18 protein-coding genes are annotated in these 20,211 nt (G+C 72.9%); 7 read left to right on the top strand and 11 right to left on the bottom strand.

Annotated elements, in window-relative coordinates; genetic code table 11:
• Positions 1-16 precede the first annotated feature (16 nt).
• On the top strand, positions 17-1,258 hold the full coding sequence (locus tag ACN27C_RS01765; protein WP_422750274.1) for an MFS transporter: 1,242 nt from the start codon (positions 17-19) through the stop codon (positions 1,256-1,258).
• Positions 1,259-1,941: 683 nt separating this feature from the next.
• Here ACN27C_RS01765 and ctaD read toward each other — a convergent pair.
• Positions 1,942-3,699: a cytochrome c oxidase subunit I gene (gene ctaD, locus ACN27C_RS01770; protein WP_013284349.1), complete on the bottom strand. Its 1,758-nt coding sequence runs from the start codon at positions 3,697-3,699 to the stop codon at positions 1,942-1,944.
• 127 nt (positions 3,700-3,826) lie between these two features.
• The gene (locus tag ACN27C_RS01775) at positions 3,827-4,933 is read right to left on the bottom strand and encodes an FAD-dependent monooxygenase (protein WP_120571416.1); all 1,107 of its coding nucleotides are present in this window, start codon (positions 4,931-4,933) and stop codon (positions 3,827-3,829) included.
• A 330-nt stretch (positions 4,934-5,263) separates the two neighbouring features.
• Here ACN27C_RS01775 and ACN27C_RS01780 point away from each other — a divergent pair, with 330 nt between their 5' ends.
• Positions 5,264-6,412, top strand: coding sequence for a GH12 family glycosyl hydrolase domain-containing protein (locus ACN27C_RS01780; RefSeq protein WP_350814081.1), 1,149 nt, complete (start codon positions 5,264-5,266; stop codon positions 6,410-6,412).
• 60 nt (positions 6,413-6,472) lie between these two features.
• On the opposite strand, the gene ACN27C_RS01785 is transcribed toward ACN27C_RS01780, so the two are convergent.
• A complete protein-coding gene (locus ACN27C_RS01785; protein WP_350814080.1) occupies positions 6,473-7,255 on the bottom strand; it encodes an aldo/keto reductase in 783 nt (260 codons plus the stop codon).
• Between the two features lie 78 nt (positions 7,256-7,333).
• Here ACN27C_RS01785 and ACN27C_RS01790 point away from each other — a divergent pair, with 78 nt between their 5' ends.
• Both ACN27C_RS01790 and ACN27C_RS01795 read left to right on the top strand, forming a co-directional pair.
• The gene (locus ACN27C_RS01790) at positions 7,334-8,368 is read left to right on the top strand and encodes a DNA polymerase ligase N-terminal domain-containing protein (protein WP_357796315.1); all 1,035 of its coding nucleotides are present in this window, start codon (positions 7,334-7,336) and stop codon (positions 8,366-8,368) included.
• An 8-nt stretch (positions 8,369-8,376) separates the two neighbouring features.
• Positions 8,377-9,558: a threonine synthase gene (locus ACN27C_RS01795; RefSeq protein ID WP_350814078.1), complete on the top strand. Its 1,182-nt coding sequence runs from the start codon at positions 8,377-8,379 to the stop codon at positions 9,556-9,558.
• Positions 9,559-9,592: 34 nt separating this feature from the next.
• Here ACN27C_RS01795 and ACN27C_RS01800 read toward each other — a convergent pair whose 3' ends face one another.
• Together ACN27C_RS01800 and ACN27C_RS01805 are read right to left on the bottom strand one after the other, a co-directional pair.
• Positions 9,593-9,985 carry a cupin domain-containing protein gene (locus ACN27C_RS01800; RefSeq protein ID WP_013284343.1) on the bottom strand — a complete coding sequence of 131 codons (393 nt, stop codon included), beginning with the start codon at positions 9,983-9,985 and terminating at the stop codon, positions 9,593-9,595.
• A 250-nt stretch (positions 9,986-10,235) separates the two neighbouring features.
• A complete protein-coding gene (locus tag ACN27C_RS01805; RefSeq protein WP_121686001.1) occupies positions 10,236-10,640 on the bottom strand; it encodes a hypothetical protein in 405 nt (134 codons plus the stop codon).
• A gap of 268 nt (positions 10,641-10,908) precedes the next feature.
• Here ACN27C_RS01805 and ACN27C_RS01810 point away from each other — a divergent pair, with 268 nt between their 5' ends.
• Positions 10,909-11,925 (top strand): beta family protein, encoded by a 1,017-nt coding sequence (locus ACN27C_RS01810; protein ID WP_393155304.1) that lies wholly within the window; start codon positions 10,909-10,911, stop codon positions 11,923-11,925.
• Between the two features lie 2 nt (positions 11,926-11,927).
• On the opposite strand, the gene ACN27C_RS01815 is transcribed toward ACN27C_RS01810, so the two are convergent.
• Complete coding sequence (locus ACN27C_RS01815; protein ID WP_422750275.1) at positions 11,928-12,209, bottom strand: iron-sulfur cluster biosynthesis family protein; 282 nt, start codon at positions 12,207-12,209, stop codon at positions 11,928-11,930.
• A 316-nt stretch (positions 12,210-12,525) separates the two neighbouring features.
• Between ACN27C_RS01815 and dacB the strand changes: the two genes are divergently transcribed.
• Positions 12,526-14,109, top strand: a complete 1,584-nt coding sequence (gene dacB / locus ACN27C_RS01820; protein ID WP_120571423.1) for a D-alanyl-D-alanine carboxypeptidase/D-alanyl-D-alanine endopeptidase — start codon at positions 12,526-12,528, stop codon at positions 14,107-14,109.
• Between the two features lie 21 nt (positions 14,110-14,130).
• Here dacB and ACN27C_RS01825 read toward each other — a convergent pair whose 3' ends face one another.
• The 5 genes from ACN27C_RS01825 to ACN27C_RS01845 form a co-directional block, all read right to left on the bottom strand.
• Positions 14,131-14,442, bottom strand: coding sequence for a hypothetical protein (locus tag ACN27C_RS01825; protein WP_013284338.1), 312 nt, complete (start codon positions 14,440-14,442; stop codon positions 14,131-14,133).
• A gap of 87 nt (positions 14,443-14,529) precedes the next feature.
• Positions 14,530-15,414 (bottom strand): hypothetical protein, encoded by an 885-nt coding sequence (locus ACN27C_RS01830; RefSeq protein WP_422750276.1) that lies wholly within the window; start codon positions 15,412-15,414, stop codon positions 14,530-14,532.
• Between the two features lie 146 nt (positions 15,415-15,560).
• The gene (locus tag ACN27C_RS01835) at positions 15,561-16,790 is read right to left on the bottom strand and encodes a hypothetical protein (protein WP_422750277.1); all 1,230 of its coding nucleotides are present in this window, start codon (positions 16,788-16,790) and stop codon (positions 15,561-15,563) included.
• 988 nt (positions 16,791-17,778) lie between these two features.
• Entirely contained in the window at positions 17,779-18,231 is a 453-nt protein-coding gene (locus ACN27C_RS01840; protein ID WP_422750278.1) for a pyridoxamine 5'-phosphate oxidase family protein, read from the bottom strand.
• A 54-nt stretch (positions 18,232-18,285) separates the two neighbouring features.
• Entirely contained in the window at positions 18,286-18,879 is a 594-nt protein-coding gene (locus ACN27C_RS01845; protein ID WP_120571426.1) for a pentapeptide repeat-containing protein, read from the bottom strand.
• A 55-nt stretch (positions 18,880-18,934) separates the two neighbouring features.
• Between ACN27C_RS01845 and ACN27C_RS01850 the strand changes: the two genes are divergently transcribed.
• Positions 18,935-20,167: a serine hydrolase domain-containing protein gene (locus ACN27C_RS01850; protein ID WP_422750279.1), complete on the top strand. Its 1,233-nt coding sequence runs from the start codon at positions 18,935-18,937 to the stop codon at positions 20,165-20,167.
• Positions 20,168-20,211 lie beyond the last annotated feature (44 nt).

The raw sequence follows: 20,211 nt of genomic DNA on the forward strand, positions 1-20,211 counted from the left end.
GTACCCCGGCCCCAGGATGGCGCCGGAGGTACGGTCCGTCGTGAATCTGAAGCCTTACCGGGAAGCGCTCGCGCTGCCCGGTCTCCGATCGTTGCTGCTGGTGTCGGTGCTGGCCCGTGTGCCGCTGACCGCCACCGGGGTGACGCTCACCTTCTACGTGGTGCTCGACCTGGGCCGCGGCTACGGCGCCGCCGGCCTGGTCGGCGCCGCGTCCACGATCGGCGCGGCACTCGGCGCCCCGCTGCTCGGGCGGCTCATCGACGGCCGAGGGCTGCGGCCGGTGCTGGTGCTCACCACAGTCGCCGAGGCGCTGTTCTGGTCCGCCGCGCCCACGCTGCCGTACCCGGTGCTGCTCCCCGCCGCGTTCCTCGCCGGGCTGCTCGCCCTGCCGATCTTCTCGATGGTCCGCCAGTCGATCGCCGCGCTCGTGCCGGTCGAGAAGCGCCGCCCCGCGTACGCGCTGGACTCGATGGCGGTGGAGTTGTCGTTCATGGTCGGCCCGGCGCTCGCCGTGGCCCTGGCCACCGCCGTCACGCCGCGCCTGACCCTCTGGGCGGTCGGCGCCGGGATCGTCGCCTCCGGCATCTGCTTCTGGCTGCTCAACCCTCCGATCCGGGCCGCCGACGAGCCCGCCGGACCGCCGCGCCCGGTGCACCGCCGCGAGTGGCTCACCCCGCGCCTGCTCGCCGTACTGGCGGTCAGTCTCGCCGCCACGCTGGTGCTCGGCGGCACCGACGTCGCGGTGGTCGCCGTGCTCCGGTCCGGTGGCGAGGTCGGCTGGACCGGCGCCGTGCTGGCCGCCTGGGCGGTCGCGTCGCTGGCAGGTGGCTTCGCCTACGGCGCGGTACGCCGCTCGTTCTCCCCGCTGGCACTGATGGCCGCGCTGAGCCTCACCACCATCCCGGTCGGGCTGGGCGGGTCGCACTGGTGGCTGCTCTGCCTCGCGCTGATCCCGGCCGGTGCGCTCTGCGCCCCCACCATCGCGTCCACCTCCGACGCGGTCAGCCGGCTGGCCCCGCCCTCGGTCCGGGGCCTGGCCATGGGCCTGCACGGCTCGGCCGTGACAGTGGGCATCGCGCTCGGCGCACCGCTGGCCGGCGCGGTGATCGACGCGACCGCGCCCGTGTGGGGCTTCGTGGTCACCGGCGCGATCGGCGCGCTGGTGGCGCTGGCGGTGCTCCCGATCGAGCTGCGCCACCGCCGCACCCCGACCCCCACCCCGACCCTGGATCCCGACCTGGCCCTCGCCCCCCGCTGACCCCTCGGCCGGAGTTCGTGTCTCCGCGAGGCGGAGGGCGAGGCCAGTACGGGGAAGTGGCTAGGTCAACGCACCCGGACACCACCACTCCCCCGAACTGGCGCCTGCGCGATGCTCCCTGGCCGGAACCCCACCCTCCCCGAAGTTGACCAAGGAGTTGGCGTCCCCTCAGGCACCGCAGGACGACCCAAACTCCTTGATCACCGGAGCGCCCAAGGCAGAGCGAAGCCAGAACGGGGAAGTGGCTAGGTCCACGCACCCCGGACACCCCCACTCCCCCGAACTGGTGCCCGCGCGATGTCCCCGGCCCCGAACCTCACCACCCCGCAAGTTGACCAAGGAGTTGGCGTCCCCTCAGGCACCGCAGGACGACCCAAACTCCTTGATCACCGGAGCGCCCAAGGCAGAGCGAAGCCAGAACGGGGAAGTGGCTGGGTCCAGGTGCCCCGGACACCACCACTTCCCCGAACTGGTGCCGAGCCCCCGCCCTCACCCCGTCGATCATGAGCTTGGCGGCGACAAAACGGACACGAACTGCCGTCAACTTCATGATCGACGGAAACGGGCGGATCGGGATAGTCGGGCGAGGAGGGGACAGGACAGGCGGGACAGGGCGGGCAGGGGAAAAGGGCGGGCGCCGCGCCCCCGTCAGGGAGTGCGGCGCCCGGCCTTGGACTAGTGCGTCAGCGCTGGTCGAGGTTGCCTGCGGTGTCCTCCTGGTAGCTGGCGCCACCGTTGACCTCGCTGGTCAGCGGCTTGGCACCACCCTCGGGCGGACCGGCCAGGCTCTGCCCGGCGGCCAGCTCGGGGAACTTCGCGTCGAACGCCGGCCGCTCGGAGCGGATGCGCGGCATGCGGTCGAAGTTGCGCAGCGGGGGCGGGGAGCTGGTGGCCCACTCGAGCGAGTTGCCGTGGCCCCACGGGTCGTCGACCTCGACGACCGGGCCGGTCTTGTACGACTTCCAGCAGTTCCAGATGAACGGCAGCGTCGAGATACCGGTGATGAACGCGCCGATCGTGGAGATCGTGTTCAGCGTGGTGAAGCCGTCGGCGGCCTGGTAGTCGGCGTACCGGCGCGGCATGCCCTCGTTGCCCAGCCAGTGCTGCACCAGGAACGTGGTGTGGAAGCCGATCATGGTCAGCCAGAAGTGGATCTTGCCGAGCCGCTCGTCGAGCATCCGGCCGAACATCTTCGGGAACCAGAAGTAGATGCCGGCGAACACGGCGAACACGATCGTGCCGAAGAGCACGTAGTGGAAGTGCGCCACCACGAAGTACGAGTCGTGCAGGTGGAAGTCGAGCGGCGGGCTGGCCAGCAGCACACCGGTGAGACCACCGAAGAGGAAGGTCACCAGGAAGCCGATCGAGAACAGCATCGGCGTCTCGAAGGTGATCTGGCCCCGCCACATGGTGCCGATCCAGTTGAAGAACTTCATACCGGTGGGCACGGCGATCAGGTAGCTCAGGAAGCTGAAGAACGGCAGCAGCACCTGGCCGGTGGCGAACATGTGGTGCGCCCAGACGCTCATCGACAGGGCGGCGATGGCGATGGTGGCAGCCACCAGGCCCTTGTAGCCGAAGATCGGCTTCCGGGAGAACACCGGGATGATCTCGCTGATGATGCCGAAGAACGGCAGCGCGATGATGTACACCTCGGGGTGACCGAAGAACCAGAACAGGTGCTGCCACAGCATCGGCCCGCCGGTCGCCGGGTCGTACACGTGGGCGCCCATCAGGCGGTCCGCAGCGAGCGCGAACAGCGCGGCGGCCAGCAGCGGGAAGACCAGGATCGCCAGCAGGCTGGTGACCAGCATGTTCCAGGTGAAGATCGGCATCCGGAACATGGTCATGCCGGGCGCGCGCAGGGTCAGGATCGTGGTGATCAGGTTGACCGCGCCGAGGATCGTGCCCAGACCGGAGATGGCCAGGCCGACGACCCACATGTTGGCGCCCACACCCGGGGCGTGGTCGGCGGTGCTCAGCGGCGTGTACGCGGTCCAGCCGAAGTCGGCCGCGCCGCCCGGGGCGATGAAGCCCGCGGTGGCGAGCGTGCCGCCGAACAGGTACAGCCAGTAGGCGAACGCGTTGAGGCGGGGGAACGACACGTCCGGCGCGCCGATCTGCAGCGGCACCACGTAGTTCGCGAAGGCGAACACGATCGGCGTCGCGAAGAACAGCAGCATGATCGTGCCGTGCATCGTGAAGAGCTGGTTGTACTGCTCGGGCGACAGGAACTGCAGGCCCGGTCGCGCGAGTTCGGCGCGCATGATCAGGGCCATCAGGCCACCGATCATGAAGAACACGAACGCGGTGACCATGTACATGATCCCGATCTGCTTCGCGTCCGTGGTGCGCAGCAGCCGCGCGATGGCCGACCCCTTGACCGGCTCGCGGACCGGCCAGGGCCGGGTCACGACCGGCTTGGGTGCGACGGTGGTCACGAGTGGCCTCCGGTTCTGGTTGTCCCGCTCGGCGCGCTGGTCATCGGCGCAGCCGTCATCCGCAAGGAGGATAGTCCCCGGTAGGTGGCCCCGCCGCGTGGGGTGGGCGGCTACGATCTCCCGCCCTCTAGAGGGGGCCGGTCAGGAGCCGGTAGTGCTCCCGGAAGATCCGCCCGCCGCGTCCGCGCAGCAACGGGTCGCGCAGCGCCGGCGGGACGTCGCGGGTGCGGTTGCGGTCCCGGGTCCGGTCCCGCACCCAGCGGGTACGCGGGCGGCGACGGCTCTCGTACGCGATCAGCGCGGCGTCGACGCTGCCGGCGGCCCGCAGCGACTCGGCGAGCACGACGGCGTCCTCCAGCGCCATGGCCGCGCCCTGGGACAGCGTCGGCGCGGTGGCGTGAGCGGCATCACCGACGAGCAGCACCCGGCCGTGGAACCAGCGTCCCAGCTCGACCTCCTCGGTGCGCTCGACGGACACGGTCTCCAGCGCGGCCAGCACCTCGGGCACCGGCCCGCCGTAGGAGCCGAACAGTTCGTGCAGGCGGGCGAGCGGGTCGGCGGGCAGCTCGGTGCCGGCCTCGTCGGCGTAGCAGTAGAGCCTCCCGGCGCCGAGCGGCACCACCAGGAACCCGGCCCGCTGGCCGAGCAGGGCGGTCCAGTCCGCGATGCGGGGGCCGCCGCGCACCAGGGCGCGGTAGACCACCTGCCCGGCGGGGCGTGGCGGTCCGCCGAGCGCGGCGAGCGTCCGTACCGCCGAGCGGGGCCCGTCGGCGCCGACGACCAGGTCGTACTCGCTGCTGGTGCCGTCGGTGAAGCCGACGGCGACCCGGCCGGGCAGCGGGTCGACTGTGCTCACCTCGGCGCCGTGGCGCACCGCGCCGCCGGCGCCGGTGAGCAGCACCCGGTGCAGTTCGGCCCGGGGCAGCGCCCGGCACTCCCCCACACCGGCCCAGAGCGCGTCGAGGTCGACCTCGCACAGCGGCGCTCCGGCGGCGTCGAGGAAGCGCTGGCGGCGGATCACCTGGCCGAGCGGGCGCAGCGGCCCGTCCAGGTCGAGCCGGCGCATCGCGCGGGCGGCGTTGCCCGGCAGGTAGAGGCCGGAGTCGATCGACTCGGTGGGTGGCAGCCGCTCGGTGACGTCGGGCCGGAACCCCGCCAGGCGCAGCGCCCGGGCCACGGCGAGGCCGGCGATGCCCGCGCCGACGACGAGGATGCGCAGGGGGGAACCACCCATCACGGGGTACGCCTCCGGAGGGGGATCGGAACGCGTTGGAGGCAAGACATTACTCGCCGCAACCAGGCGACGGAAGTGCCCGTGCGCCCCGGCGCGGGACGCCGGTCGGCGGCGCACCCCGTCCCACCGGCAGGAATCCCGCCTCCATCTGGGGGAAGGGGACGCTCGCGGCGACCCCGGGCGCCACCGGCCGGACGCGGAGCGTTAACGAGCCCGGCGCATTTGCGCAATGATTCGAGACATGTAAATGTGTTCCTTGCATCGTGGGAGCGCTCCCGCCCGTACCACCGACCGAACCGGCGCCGTCCCCGCGCCGAGCCAAGGAGCATCATGAAGCGTCCACTCAGGGCCCTCGCGGCGGCCGGACTGCTCGCCGCCGGCACCCTCGTCGCCGTCGCGCTCGGCGGCACCGCCTCCGCCGACACCCAGATCTGCGAGCAGTACGGCTCGACCACCATCGGCGGCAAGTACGTGGTGCAGAACAACCGCTGGGGCACCACCGCCCAGCAGTGCATCAACGTCACCTCGACCGGCTTCTCCATCACCCGGGCGGACGGCTCCGCGCCGACCAACGGGGCGCCGGTCGCGTACCCGTCGATCTTCGTGGGCTGCCACTACACCAACTGCTCACCCGGCACGAACCTGCCGGTGCAGGTGAAGAACATCAGCAGCGCGCCGTCCAGCATCAGCTACAACTACGTCAGCGGCGCGATCTTCAACGCGTCGTACGACATCTGGCTCGACCCGTCGCCCAAGCGCGACGGCGTGAACCAGATGGAGATCATGATCTGGCTCAACCGGCAGGGCTCGATCCAGCCCATCGGCTCGCCGGTCGGCACCGCCAGCATCGCGGGCCGCACCTGGGAGGTCTGGCGCGGCAGCAACGGCTCCAACAACGTCATCTCGTACCTGTCGCCGTCGGCCATCCCCAGCCTCAGCTTCGACGCGCTGGCGTTCATCAACGACACCCGTAACCGGGGTGCGATCACCAACGACTGGTACCTGACCAGCATCCAGGCCGGCTTCGAGCCGTGGCAGGGCGGCGTCGGGCTGGCGGTGAACTCGTTCTCGCAGAGCGTCAACACCGGCTCGAACCCGCCGCCCACGTCGGCGCCGCCGACCACGTCGGCCCCGACCACGCCCCCGCCGTCGGGCGGCGCGTCCTGCACCGTCACCTACAAGGCGGCGAACGTGTGGAACAACGGCTTCACCGCCGACGTGACGGTCAAGAACACCGGCTCCGGCACGATCAACGGCTGGACGCTGAACTACAACCTGCCCTCCGGGCAGACCGTCACCAACGCGTGGAACGCCACTGTCAGCCAGAGCGGCTCGGCGGTGACCGCCCGCAACGCCGGCTACAACGGCACGCTGGCGCCCGGGGCGTCGACCAGCTTCGGCTACCAGGCGACGCTGAACGGCAGCTACTCCGCGCCGAGCAGCTTCACGCTCAACGGCTCCACCTGCGCCCGGGGCTGACCACCGCACACGGTGAGGGGCGCGGTCCGCAGCGGACCGCGCCCCTTGCACGTGTACGCCTCAGCCGGCGAGGGCGTCGATGTCGCGCATCTCCTCGGCGGTGAGCGAGAACCCGAACACGTCGACGTTGGCCCGGATCCGCTCCGGCGTGACCGACTTCGGGATGACGATGATCTCGTGGTCGATGTGCCAGCGCAGCACCACCTGGGCCGGCGACACGTCGTGCGCCTGGGCGATCCGGACCAGCACCGGGTCGGACAGGTCGCTGGTCTTGAACGGGCTGTACCCCTCCAGCGCCACGCCCCGGTCCCGGTGCGCGGCGTACGTCTGCCTGTCGTACAGCGACGGGCTCCAGCGGATCTGGTTGACCGCCGGCGTCTCCTCGGTGGCCTGGATCAGCTCGTCGATCTGCCCGATCGAGTAGTTGCTCACGCCGACCGTGCGCGCCATGTTCTCGTCCCGCGCCGCGAGCATCTCCCGCCACACCGGGATGCTGTCGCCCGGCGCGGACGGCGGCCAGTGCACCAGCCACAGGTCGACGTAGTCGGTGTCCAGGGCGGCCAGGCTGGCCTCGATGGTCTCCCGCTCCCGGCCCACCCGGTCCGGCGGCAGCTTGGTGGTGATGAAGACGTCCTCGCGGCGCAGCCCGCTCTCCCTGACCGCCCGCCCGACCTCCTTCTCGTTGCCGTACATGGTGGCCGTGTCGATGTGCCGGTAGCCGGCGTCCAGCGCGGCGAGCACCGCCTGGAACCCGGCCTCGCCGGTGGCCTGCCACGTGCCGAAGCCGAGCAGCGGGATCCGGACGTCGCCGGTGAGCGGGAGGGTGGGCTGGTCGCTGTCCATGTCCCCCGTTCTACCCCGGTTCGCCGCACACACACCGGCATCCCGGCGCGCACGGCGGGTCTGGGGGAGGATGCGGGGATGGCGGACCGGCTGGAGGAGTACCGGCGGAAACGGGACGCCGCGCGTACGCCGGAACCGGTGCCCGAGCGGGCTGCCGGGCGGAAGCGGTCCGCGCGGCGCGCGCCCCGCTTCGTCATCCAGCAGCACCACGCCCGCAGCCTGCACTGGGACCTGCGGCTGGAGCACGACGGCGTGCTGGCCTCCTGGGCGGTGCCGCGCGGCCTGCCCCGCGACCCGGGCCGCAACCACCTGGCCGTGCACACCGAGGACCACCCGATGGAGTACCTGACGTTCCACGGGGAGATCCCCGCCGGGGAGTACGGCGGCGGGCGGATGACCGTGCACGACACCGGCACCTACCGCGCGGAGAAGTGGCGCGACGACGAGGTGATCGTGGTGCTCGACGGCGAGCGCACGAAGGGCCGGTACGTGCTGTTCGCCACCGGCGGCCGGGGCCGGGACTGGATGATCAGGCGCACCGACCCGGCGCCGGAGGGCTGGACGCCGATGCCCGAGCTGGTCCGCCCGATGCGGCCCGCCGACGGCGGGCGGCTGCCGCGCGACGCCGCCGCCTGGGGGTACGAGCTGCGCTGGGCGGGCGTGCGCGCGATGGCGTACGTCTCGGGCGGCCGGCTGCGGCTGCTCGACGGCGACGACACGGAGATCACCGGGGAGTATCCGTGGGCGCGGGCGATGGCCGAGGCGCTGGCCCCGGCCGAGGCGGTGCTCGACGGCGTGCTGGTGCGGATCGACCCGGCCGGGCGGGTCCGTCCGCCGACCCGGCGCGACGGGCAGTTCCTCGCCGTCGACCTGCTCTGGCTGGAGGGCGTGTCCAGCCTCGACGTGCCGTACGCGCAACGCCGTGACCTGCTCGACGGTCTGGCGCTCACCGGTCCGCACTGGCAGACTCCGCCGTGGTTCCCGGGAGTCGGTGCGGACGCCCTGCGGGCCGCCCGTGAGCAGGGGCTCCCGGGAGTGGTGGCGAAACGCCTCGACTCCCCGTACGAGCCGGGCCGGCGCAGCCGGCACTGGCTGAGCATCGACGCGAGCTGAGGACCACCGTGCACCTGACGCACCTGGAGTGCCCGCGCTGCGGTCGTGAACACCCGGCCGACGTGTTGCAGAACCTGTGCGGCTGCGGCTCGCCGCTGCTGGCCCGCTACGACCTCGCCGCGGTGGCCGCCACGGTCGCCCCGGAGCAGTTCGGGCTGCGCCCGGCCGACCTGTGGCGCTACCGGGAGCTGCTGCCGGTGGCCGATCCCCGGTTCGTCACCACGCTGGGCGAGGGCTGGACGCCGATGTGGCGCGCGCCCGCGTACGGGCACGAGATCGGCATCGCGGACCTGATCGTCAAGGACGAGGGGCTGACCCCGACCGGGTCGTTCAAGGCGCGCGGCGCGTCGGTGGGCGTGAGCCGGGCCCGGGAGCTGGGCGTGCGGCGGATCGCCATGCCCACGAACGGCAACGCCGGCGCGGCCTGGGCCACGTACGCGGCGCGGGCCGGGATGGGCGCGACCATCGCCATGCCGCTGGCCGCGCCGACCATCTGCCGCGAGGAGTGCCTGGCCGCCGGTGCCGACCTGCGGCTGATCGACGGCCTGATCAACGACGCGGGCCGGGAGATCGCCGAGCTGATCGCCGGGTCGGACGGCGGGATCTTCGACGCCGGCACGCTGCGCGAGCCGTACCGCCTGGAGGGCAAGAAGACCATGGGGTACGAGATCGTCGAGCAGCTCGGCTGGCAGGTGCCCGACGTGATCGTCTACCCGACCGGCGGGGGCGTCGGGCTGATCGGCATCCACAAGGCGCTGCACGAGCTGCGCGAGCTGGGCTGGGTGGAGGACCGGCTGCCCCGGCTGGTCGCGGTGCAGTCCACCGGGTGCGCGCCGATCGTGCGGGCGTTCGCGGCCGGCGAGGACCGCGCCACCCCGTGGGAGGACGCACACACCGTCGCGTTCGGCATCACGGTGCCCGCCCCGCTCGGCGACGAGCTGATCCTGTCTGCGCTGCGGGACAGCGCCGGCACCGCGATCGCCGTGGACGACGCGGAGATCCTCACCGACCTGCGCGACTTCGCCGCCCGGGAGGGGCTGCTGCTCTGCCCGGAGGGCGCGGCCTGCCTGACCGCCGCCCGGCACCTGCGCGCGGGCGGGTGGATCCGGCCGGGTGAGCGCGTGGTGGTGCTCAACACCGGCGCCGGCGTCAAGTATCCGGGCCTGGTGCACAGCGGGGCGCCCGTGTGACAGGCGAGGTCGTGGCGCCCCGCTCGACCGGAGGTCAGGAGGTGGGCGGCTCGTCCTCGCCCGCCTCCTCGGCGGCGTCCGCCTCCTCCTTCGTCTTGTGCACCGCGCCGTCGGCGTGCTCGGGCGGGCCGTAGACGGTGTAGAGCACCAGCGGGTTCGGCCCGGTGTTGACGAAGTTGTGCTTCGTGCCGGCCGGCACGACCACCAGGTCGCCGGAGACGACCTCCTTCTTCTCCCCGGCCACCCGCGCCTCGCCGGTGCCGCTGACGAACGTGAGGATCTGGTCGATGCCCTCGTGGACCTCCTCGCCGATCTCGCCGCCCGGCGGAATGGTCATGATGACCAGCTGGGTGTGCTCCCCGGTCCAGAGCACGCGGCGGAAGTCGGGACTCTTCTCGGCGACTGTCGCGATAGTGAAATGCTCCATGGCCCGCTCATACCCCGATCACGCGCCCGCCACGCCGGGAGTCGCAGATGGTGGAATTCCCCACGCCGATCCGGTTTGGATGCCCTCGGAAGGGGCATGTGCTGCCGACAAGACCGGCGCACTGCTGGGCCGGTCGAGCCAGGTCCCCGCCGGCGTACCGCCGTACGGCTGCGGTGGTGGGAGACGGCCGGAGCGCGGCGACGTTACGACCGGAGGTCGTGCGGCGCCGTGCGCTCGTCTGCGGGTCCGGTCAGGCCAGCACGGCCAGGTGGAACGGGCGGTCCGCGTGCCCGCTCGTGCCGTGCGTCTCGACGAACACCGCGTTGGCGATCCCCGAGCGCGGCGCCACCGTGATGACACCCTGCGGGACCAGCCCGTTCGCCGTCGCGGGGCCGACCGTCCCGACGTACGCCGCTCCGGCCACGTCCTGGTCGAACGCGACCTGGTACATCCCGGGGGCGAGCCGGGTGGCCGAGGTGGCGCCGAGGCCGCGGACGAGCCTTCCGTTGGCGTCGACCACGGCGAACAGCATGCGCGCGGTGGCCGGCAGCCCGACCGGCGAACACGAGTTGATCTCGGTGTCGGCGCGCGCGGCATCCCGCATGCTCGGGATCGGCTGGCCGGTGGTCTCCCTCCTTGCTCTACGGCTGGGCATGGTGATCCTCTCTCCCGCCGGTACGCCGGCCGGAGGCGTTCGTACGCTTCCGGGCGATCGTCGGCGATCACCCTCGATGATTCCGACGCTATGTCGGCGCACCGCCCGGCAACCACCCGGAGAACTGTCCGATCAAGGACATTGGACGGCTCTGAGCTGCGGAAACGTCTACCTGATCATCCATTGGCCGCCGGTTGGGACGGCCGGCTGCCGCATCGGAGCCGCCCGGAAACCATGACGCTGCGCAATCATCTGGCTACATTGAAGTATGGTGCAGCCGCTCCGAGGTCGACCGCCGGTCTACCGCCCGGTGCTGGCCGCACGGCGCGGAGAGCTGGAGGCGCTGACCCGGCTCGACGACACCTCGGCCGCGCTGCTCGCACCGGTCCTCGACGTCCCGGCCGACACACCGTCCATCGTGGACGCACTGAGACGCCTTCCGGCCGGGCTGCTGCCCGCCGTCGACGTGTCGGCCCTGCCGGACGCCACCGAACACGACCCGGTCCGTTGGGGCGTACCGCTGGTGCCGGTGATCGGTCTCGCGGACAGCGACCGGCGGCTGGCCGCGCACGGCGCGGCGGCCCGGGCCTGGGCGCACCACGCGGTCGTCCGGCTGCGCCTCGGCCCGGACCGGGCCGGGCCGGACGCCGCCACGGCGGCGGCGGAACGGGTGTGGCGGGTGACGGGTCTGCTGCCCGAGCAGTGCGACCTGCTGCTCGATGCCGGGGACGTGTGCTGCCGGGCCGACGTCCGGCTGGCCGAGCCACGGATCCGGCGTGCCGCGCAGTGGGCCCGGCGGCACGCCTGGCGCTCGGTGACGACGGCGGCCGGTGGGATGCCGCCGGCCCTGTCCCGGCTGCCGGTGGACGAACCGGTCCGCGTGGACCGCTACGACTGGTCGCTCTGGCGGCGTCTGGCCGACCTGCGCCTCGGGTACGGCGACTACGGCGTGGGCTGCGCGGTGCGGGACGCGGACGAGCCCGGCGACCGGACACCGACGCTGCGCTGGGCCGCCGACGACGCGTGGTGGGTCTACCGCTGGTCGCGGCGGGGCGGGCGGGGCGACGAGCGGTTCGCCGACCTGTGCCGCACGCTCACCGCCGCGCCGCACTGGTCGCCCGCCGGGGCCGGCTTCTCCTGGGGCGACCACGAGATCGTCCGGCGGGCCCGGCGGGGCGCCGGCGCGGGCTCACCGGCCAACTGGATCGCGTGGAGTACGTCGCACCACCTGGCGCACGTGCTGGCCGCGCTGGTCCGGCCGGAACCGGACCAGCGCGCCGGCTGAACTCACTCCTTCTCGGTGAAGCCGAACTGGACCACGCCCTCCTCGTCGACCATCGCGTCCACCGACGTGTCGCTGAGCAGCTCGGCCGCGTCCGAGTCGAGGAAGATGCGCGCACCCTCGGTGTCCACCACCTGGTCGCCCTGCACCGGCTGCGGCACCAGCTCGATCGAGAGCGAACCGGCGTCGGTGTCGGCGGCGATGCGCAGCCCACCCGCGTCGGCGACGTCCTGCTGGGCGGCGAGGTCACGGATCACCAGGACGGCGTTGTCGGTCATGGTCAGCATGGCTGAACTCCTCATGGCTGGGTGTCGGGTTTCGCGGGCGACACGGCCCACGCGGTCGGCTCGCGACCCGGAAGCGGGCGAGACACGATCTCGCCGCACTGGAAGCAGGGCTGTTGCACGGCCCTCACCCCCACCGTGCCCGCTGCCCGGTCATCCGTCAAACGGAACCCGATGATCGGCCGCTCCTCGGTGAGCAGGAGTTTTCCCCGGTCCGAAGCGGGAACACCGGGGGTTTGCGGCGCCACCGCCGGTGGCCGCAAATAACCTTTCACTCCGGAGTCTTTTCCGCAGGAAATCTCCGTGGCAGCATCTTCCCATGCATCGTCGCCTATTTCCCCGGGCACTCGCGGTGCTGGCGCTGGTCGCCACCGCGGCCGCCGCCGGCACCACCACCGCCACGGCCGAAGCGCCCACCCCGGCGCAGACCCGGCTGAACGCCACAATCGACGCGGTCCTCGCCGACAGCCGTCTCGACGGGGCGCAGGCGGGCGTGGTCGTCGTCGACACCGCCACCGGCCGCACGCTCTACGACCGCAACGGCACCCGGCGGCTCATCCCCGCCTCCAACACCAAGCTGCTCACCTCGGCGGCGGCGATGGAACTGCTCGGACCGGGTCACCGCTTCACCACCGAGGTGAGCGCCGACGGGCCGCGCCGCGCCGGGATGCTCCGCGGCGACCTCTACCTGCGCGGCGGCGGCGACCCCACCATCCTCGCCGCCGACTACGACCGGCTCGCCGAGCAGGTCGCCGCGGCGGGCGTACGCGTGGTCGCGGGCGACCTGGTCGCCGACGACACCCGGTACGACAAGGGCCGGCTCGGTCCGGACTGGACCTGGGACGACGAGCCCTACTACTACGCCGCCCAGGTGTCGGCGCTGACGGTCGCCCCGGACACCGACTACGACGCCGGCACCGTGATCGTGCACGCCGCCCCGGGCACCCGGGCCGGCGCCCGGCCGAAGATCACCATGACCCCGGACAACGGCTGGCTGCGGATCGACAACCGGGCCGAGACCGTCGCCGACGGCGAGACCACCATCTCCTTCGAACGTGAGCACGGCGGCAACACGGTGGTCGTCACCGGCCAGATCGCGGTCGGCCAGGCCGCCGAGAGCGACTGGGTGACCGTGTGGGAGCCGACCGGGTACGCCGCCGACGTGTTCCGCTCCGCGCTGCGGCGACACGGCGTACGGGTGCTCGGCCGGACCGTGCTCGGCACCGCCACCCCTGACACCGCCAAGCCGCTCGCCCGGCACGACTCGATGCCGCTGGCCGACCTGATGGTGCCGTTCCTCAAGCTCTCCAACAACGGGCACGCCGAGGTGCTCACCAAGGAACTGGGCCGGCAGCTCTCCGGGTCCGGCACCTGGGCCGCCGGACTGTCCGCGATCAGCGGGTACGTGGGCGACGCCGGAGTGGACACCGGCACGCTGCGCCAGCGCGACGGGTCCGGGCTGTCCCGGCGCAACCTCGTCCCGCCGGCCCAGTTCGTCACGCTGCTCTCGGCGGTCCGCGCCGAACCGTGGTTCGACACCTGGTACGCCGCGCTGCCGGTGGCCGGCAACCCGGACCGGTTCGTGGGCGGAACGCTGCGCAGCCGGATGGGCGGCACCGCCGCCGCGAACAACGTGCACGCCAAGACCGGCAGCCTGACCGGCGCGTCGGCGCTCTCCGGCTACGTCACCGACGCCGACGGGCGGCTGCTCGCCTTCTCGATCGTGCTGAACAACTACCTCACCTCGTCGGTGAAGGGGCTGGAGGACCAGATCGCGATCGCGCTCGCCTCGTACACCGAGAAGGAGACGGCGACCGCCCGGCGGACCGTGCCCGCCGCGCCCGAGTCGCCGCGCGTACCGGAGGGGCGGGAGTGCTCCTGGGTGAAGCCCGCGCTCTGCTGACCGGCCCGGCCGCCCCGGTGCTCAGGCGCCGGGGCGGTACGGACGCGGGTCGGCCGCGGGGTCACCGCGCTCGACCAGCGCGTCGATCTCGGCCGACGGCAGTCCGCGCAGCGTGAGCACCCGGCGGCCCCACACGTGCAGCCGGCACGGGTGCGGGCTGGCGTCGTTGCGGCAGATCGTCCCGCCCGACCAGGCCCGCGGCGCGTGCACCACCACCGCCCGCACCGCGAACTGGACGTCCTCGACCGTGACGTACGGCGGCATCGGGATCTCGCGCAGCACGTCACAGTCGGTGCGCGGACGGGCGGGGGCGACGGGGGCAGGGCCGGTCATCGGTCGGGCCTCCACAGAGGATGGTCGGACGGGACAACCGAAACGTACGACGCCCCGCCCGGCACGCGACGGACAAACTGTCCCCGCTCAGCGCAGCGCCACCGCCTGGAGGCTCACGTTGCCGCAGTCGCCCAGCGACTCCTCCACCGTCCAGTTCAGCAGCAGCTTCGCGCCGCGCGGGGCGCGGAACCTGACCGTGAACTCGGTGGTGAGCGCGGTGTGCGGGTCCTCCATCCGGAGCGTGGTCACCGGGCCGCCGCCGGAGACGCGCACGTCGAGGCGGCCACGGGCCATCCAGAGCCCGGCGTACAGACGCACCGTGCGCTGGTGCCCGTCGGCGGCCACCGACAGGTTGAACCCGCTGCCCCGGTGACAGGTGTAGACGCCGGACATGGTTCCGCTCGCCGACGCGACCGGGTTGCCGTCACGCCAGGCGTACGCCTCGGGGTTGTTGTCGAAGCTCTCCCGCCGCCCCCGGCCGCCCTCGTCGCGGATCTCGCCGGAGCCGCCCCGCTTGCGGACCGTCCGGTCGGCACCGGTCAGGCCCCAGTGGACCCAGTCGGTGGGGCCGGCGGCGGTGAGGTCCACGGTGGCGGGCACCTCGGCGCGGGTCACGGCGACGGTCGGCGGCGGCGCGGGCGTCGGTGACGGCGACGGCGTGGACGGCGTCGGACTCGGCGACGGTGGCCGCTGCCGGGGACGCAGCCCCGGGTTGACCACCGTGTCGTCGGCCTCGTTCGGCAGCCCGACCCGGCCGGGCGGCGCCACCGGCACTCCGGCATGCTCCTCGCCAGGCGTGTCGTGCCGTTCAACGCCGAGGTAGACCGCCAGCATCGCCAGGCAGAGGAACGCGGCCAGCCCTTCCAGCACCAGCCGCCGCCGGCGGCGCAGTCGGCGCAACGCGGACCGGGTACGCGGAAGGCCGTGCCGGTGCGAGCCGGGGCCGGTACGCGGACGGTCCTCCTGGCCCACCACACCCTCCACTTCGGTCGCGACACCGCCGGATACGACAGGTGTGCGACGGGCTTCACGGTGTCACCGCACGGCCCTTTGCGCCATATGTCGAGTGACGGGCGTTTCCAGTTCGTTACCTGGCGACCGCTCGCCGGACCGGCCGCTCAGCTTACCGTGATCGCCTGCAACGCCACCCCGTCGTTCTGCCCGCCGGTCACCGTCAGGGCGTGCCACCTGATCAGCAGCCGCTCCCCCGGGCCCGCCCGGAAGCGGATGACGTACTGGTAGAAGCGGTCGCCCGCGGCGAGGGCGACCTCGCGGACGGCGGGATCACCACCGCTGGACAGCGACAGGTCGAGCCGCGCGCCGGCCGAGAACGTGCCGACGAACAACCGGACCGTCCGCAGATCCCCGCTCCCGGCCACACTGAGCGTGAAGCTCTTCCCGGCGCCCCGCTGGAAGACACCCGCCCGGGTGCCGTCCTGACGCGCCGTCGGCGCGCCGTCGGTCCACCGCAGATCACAGGCGCCCGCGTTGTGCTCCAGCCGCTCGCCGCCCGGGTCCTGGATCTCGCCGGTACCGCTCGCCTTGCGGTGGAAGCTGTCCGCGCCGGCGCCGCCCCAGTGCCGCCAGTCCCGCGTACCGAGCGCGGTGAGCGACAGCGCCCCCGGCAACGGTGCCAGGTCCACGTCGAGCAGCGGTACGCCGGGGGCGACCGGGTCGCCGGTGGCCGGCGTCTGATCGCGCGGTGCCTGGTCGCTCGATGGCTGCCCGCTCGGGGCTTGCCCGTTCGGGCCTTGGTTGTTCGGGCCTTGCTCGTTCGGGGCTTGGTTGTTCGGGGGTTGCCCGCCGGGTGCCTGTTCGCTTGGTGCTGCCACCGGCGCGGTTCCCCGGATCAGCGGGAGTTGCGTGGGTGGCCGGGCCGCGTATGCCAGCGCCGCCACCAGCCCGGTCAGCGTGATTGCCGTCAGCACGGCGCGCCGGCGCCGACGGCGGGCCCGTGCGGCGGCGACCCGGGTGGCCGGGGCGTCGGGCGGGGGTCGCAGCGGGCCGGCGATCGGGGCGAGGATCCGGCTCAGCCGGGTCTTCGCCGCCCGGGTTGCGGAGCGCAGCCGGACGCCGAGCCCACCGGTCAGGCCGGTCAGGCCGCCGGTCAGGCCGGTCAGGCCGCCGGTCAGGTCGGCCAGACGTGCCCGCAGACTCTCCCGGGCGGAGTGACGGCCCGGTCTCGCCTCCGCACCCGTCTCTTGCAGCGGCCCGAGGTCGGCCGGATCGCCCGGCTTGTGGACAGTGACCGGCCGGGCCGGCGACGGACCGGACAGGTGCAGGCCGATCGGGGCCGGCCCGACCAGCGGAACCCGGCCGCCGGGCAGGCTCGGCCGCGGCTCGGGCACCGGCGCGGACGTCCCTGAAGCGAGCGGGCCCGGGTCGAGCGCCCCCAGCGGGAGCGAGCCCGGCACGGGCGGCGCTGGCGCGAGCGGGCCCGGGGCGGGCGGCGCTGGCGCGAGTGGGCCGGGTGCGACGGGATCGGCCGGGAATGTGCCGGGCCCGAGGGGACCGGGCGCGACGGTAGCCGCCCCAAGGGGGTCGGGCGCTACGGAACCAGCCGCGAGTGCGCCTGCGGCGGGGAGATCGTGGTTCGCCGGGCCGGAATTGCGCGGAGGCGGCCAGACAGCGGTACCGGGCGGTTCCAGGTTCCCCGCAGGCACCGGATCGTCCAGATCGGCCGGTTGGCGGTCCGAGTCCCGGGGGGTCACCGTCCGGGGCACGGTGGGATCGGTGTCACCGGGCAGGCGACGTGGACCTGCGTACCGCTCCGGGGCGTCGGCCGGTTCGTCCGGCGTGGGCAGCCAGCCCCCGACTCGGATCCCGGTCCGTGCGACGTCGTCCTCAGCCACCGACCCTCCCTCGGCCACCGGCGGCGAGCGGCCCGCCCCGTGGCTCGCCGTAGGGAGAATGACACAGACCGCGATCTTGCAGAAGGCATCAGCCCTCGCAATTCCCACGCCCAAGCGGCCCCGAGCCGCCCGCAGAAGAGATCTTGGAACAATCACGCCCCCATAGGGGCCACTTCATACCAAGATCTCCCCAGCCCCGGCGCGACGGAGCACCCACCCCGGCCCAGCCCAGCCCAGCCCAGCCTCGTCGATCATGAGGTTAGCGGTGACAATCCGGACACCAAACACCGCCAACTTCATGATCGCCCAGGCTGAGGCGCCCACCCCCGCCGCTGGACGCGCCGAGCGCGTCCCGCGTCAGCCCGCCCTGGACAGCTCCGTCGATCATGAAGTTGGCGGCGACAAATCGGACGCCGAACGCCGCTAACCTCATGATCGACGCGGGCCGGAGGGGTGCGGGGCCGGGGGGTTGCGGGGGTTGTGGTCAATGGCGGGTGCGTTGCTGTAGGCCTCGGTCGGGGTGCCAGCTCTCTATCAGGAGGTGGTCGGGTGGGTTGCCTACCCGGGTGAGGACCACCTCGGTCAGCTCGATCCGGAAGCGGTGCGAGCCGTCCTCGGCGGGCGGCTCCTCGTGCGCCCGGCCGGCGATCTTCGCGTCCCCGTCCCAGGTGGACGGGTCGTCCGGCGGGGCGTCCTCGGTCGGGCTGTGCAGCGCCACCCGGGGATCGCGGCGCAGGTCGAGCGCCTTGACCGCGCCGACCATGCTGCCCAGCCGGAGCTGCCCGTCGTCACCGAAGTCGAACTCGGTGCCGCTGATCCGCGGCGAGCCGTCCCGCCGCACTGTCGCCATCGTGCCGTGCTTGCGGACCGCGAAGCGGGCGCGCACCCGCGCCGCGAACTCGGGCTCGGCCGCCACCAGGTCGGACCACCATGTCATGTGCCCGAGTGTGTCCGGAAAACCTGACAACCCGCGGCATATTTCCCGGCGGACTCAGCCGACCTGGAAACCGAGCGCCTGCGCCAGCACCACGGCCTGCTCGGCGTCGATCCGCGCGTCGGCACGCTGCACCGCCGTCGGGTCGAGCGAGGACAGGTCGCTGCCGCGCAGGTCGGCCCGGATCAGCTTGGCGGCGTGCAACTGGGCGCCGGACAGGTCCACGCCGGTCAGCGTCGCGCCGGTGAGGTCGGCGCCGGTCAGGTCGACCTCCCGCATCCGTACGTCGGTGATCCGCGCTCCGCGCAGGTCGGCCCCGGCGAGCGTGACGAACGACCAGTCGCCCCGGTCGACCCGCAGCGGGCGCAGGTCGCAGCGGTCGAACGTGCTGCCGACCAGCTTGCAGCCGGTGAACTCGGCCTCGAAGAGGTTGCACTTGCTGAACGAGCACCTGGTGAACGCCGAGTCGGTGTGCCGGGAGGCGTTGAACGCCACGTTGCCGAACACGCAGTCGGTGAAGACCGCGCCCCGGCTGACCGCCTCGGTCAGGTCGACGTGGAAGAACTCGCATCGCACGAAGTGCCGGTCGGCCAGCTCCTCGGCGTACCAGTCCTGCTGGCGGTAGGTGACGTCCTCGACCGGCTCAGGCATGCCACCGACAGTAGTGACACTTCCCGGCCGCCGTACCTGCGGGTAGGTTCGCGTCGTGAGTGTCACCGTGAGCACCGACCCCGGCCGTGTCGGATTCGATCCCGCCCGGCTGGCGCGGATCGACGAGCACTTCGCCCGGTACGTCGACGACGGCCGGCTCGCCGGCTGGCAGATCGTCGTCAGCCGCCGCGGCGAGGTCGCCCACTCCTCGACGTACGGGCTGCGCGACCGGGAGGCCGGTACGCCGGTCGAGCCGGACACGCTCTGGCGCATCTACTCGATGACCAAGCCGATCACCTCGGTCGCGGCGATGATGCTCTGGGAGGAGGGCCGGTTCGAGCTGAACGACCCGGTCAGCCGCTGGCTGCCGGAGTTCGCCGACGTACGCGTCTACGACCGGGGTTCGGTGCTCAAGCCGTACACCGTGCCGGCGGTCGAGCCGATCCGGATCTGGCACCTGCTCACCCACACGGCGGGCCTGACGTACGGCTTCGCCCAGGTCTCGGTGGTCGACGGCCTGTACCGGGCGGCGGGTTTCGACCTGGGCGTGCCGGCGGGCGCGGACCTGGCGGCGGCGTCGGCCGGGCTGGCCCGGCTGCCGCTGCTGTTCCAGCCGGGCACGAGCTGGAACTACGGCGTCTCCACCGACGTGCTGGGCCGCCTGGTCGAGGTGATCTCCGGGCAGTCGCTGGACGCGTTCTTCGCCGAGCGGATCCTCGGCCCGTTGGGGATGACCGACACCCGCTGGTGGGTGGACGCGGCGGACGCGAAGCGCCTGGCCGCCCTCTACGCGCCGCACCCGGCCACCGGCCAGGCGGTACGCGCCGACGGGGTGGGCCGGGCCGCGCTGGCGGAGCCGACCTGGCACTCCGGCGGCGGCGGGCTGGTCTCCACCGCGGCGGACTACCACCGGTTCACCCAGTTCCTGCTGCGCGGCGGCGCGCTGGACGGGGTGCGCCTGCTCGGCCCCCGCACGGTGCGCTTCATGACCCGCAACCATCTGCCGGGCGACCGGGATCTGGCCTCGTTCTCGCCGGAGGGCTTCGCCGAGACGGTCCTCGACGGGATCGGCTTCGGGCTGGGCTTCGCGGTGGTGCTGGACCCGGTGCCGTCGCGCGTCCCGAGCAGCGTCGGCGAGTTCTACTGGGGCGGCCTGGCCAGCACGGCGTTCTGGGTGGACCCGGTGGAGGAGGTCACCGCGCTGCTGTTCACCCAGTTGATGCCGTCGAGTACGTACCCGCTGCGCAGCCAGCTTCGCCAGCTCGTCTACTCGGCGATCGTCGACTGAGCCGGTTCGGCGGAACTCCCCGCCGCCCGCCGGTGGGCTGCCTA

Origin of the sequence: Micromonospora sp. WMMD1219, assembly GCF_049315215.1 — a bacterium.
Classification (GTDB): domain Bacteria; phylum Actinomycetota; class Actinomycetes; order Mycobacteriales; family Micromonosporaceae; genus Micromonospora; species Micromonospora tulbaghiae.

Bases quoted from the DNA above. Each gene is read 5' to 3' on its own strand.
- ACN27C_RS01765 (WP_422750274.1), top strand. From the start codon at position 17: ATGGCGCCGGAGGTACGGTCCGTCGTGAATCTGAAGCCTTACCGGGAA.
- ACN27C_RS01775 (WP_120571416.1), bottom strand. From the start codon at position 4,933: ATGGGTGGTTCCCCCCTGCGCATCCTCGTCGTCGGCGCGGGCATCGCC.
- ACN27C_RS01780 (WP_350814081.1), top strand. From the start codon at position 5,264: ATGAAGCGTCCACTCAGGGCCCTCGCGGCGGCCGGACTGCTCGCCGCC.
- ACN27C_RS01785 (WP_350814080.1), bottom strand. From the start codon at position 7,255: ATGGACAGCGACCAGCCCACCCTCCCGCTCACCGGCGACGTCCGGATC.
- ACN27C_RS01790 (WP_357796315.1), top strand. From the start codon at position 7,334: ATGGCGGACCGGCTGGAGGAGTACCGGCGGAAACGGGACGCCGCGCGT.
- ACN27C_RS01800 (WP_013284343.1), bottom strand. From the start codon at position 9,985: ATGGAGCATTTCACTATCGCGACAGTCGCCGAGAAGAGTCCCGACTTC.
- ACN27C_RS01805 (WP_121686001.1), bottom strand. From the start codon at position 10,640: ATGCCCAGCCGTAGAGCAAGGAGGGAGACCACCGGCCAGCCGATCCCG.
- ACN27C_RS01810 (WP_393155304.1), top strand. From the start codon at position 10,909: ATGGTGCAGCCGCTCCGAGGTCGACCGCCGGTCTACCGCCCGGTGCTG.
- ACN27C_RS01815 (WP_422750275.1), bottom strand. From the start codon at position 12,209: ATGCTGACCATGACCGACAACGCCGTCCTGGTGATCCGTGACCTCGCC.
- dacB (WP_120571423.1), top strand. From the start codon at position 12,526: ATGCATCGTCGCCTATTTCCCCGGGCACTCGCGGTGCTGGCGCTGGTC.
- ACN27C_RS01825 (WP_013284338.1), bottom strand. From the start codon at position 14,442: ATGACCGGCCCTGCCCCCGTCGCCCCCGCCCGTCCGCGCACCGACTGT.
- ACN27C_RS01840 (WP_422750278.1), bottom strand. From the start codon at position 18,231: ATGACATGGTGGTCCGACCTGGTGGCGGCCGAGCCCGAGTTCGCGGCG.
- ACN27C_RS01845 (WP_120571426.1), bottom strand. From the start codon at position 18,879: ATGCCTGAGCCGGTCGAGGACGTCACCTACCGCCAGCAGGACTGGTAC.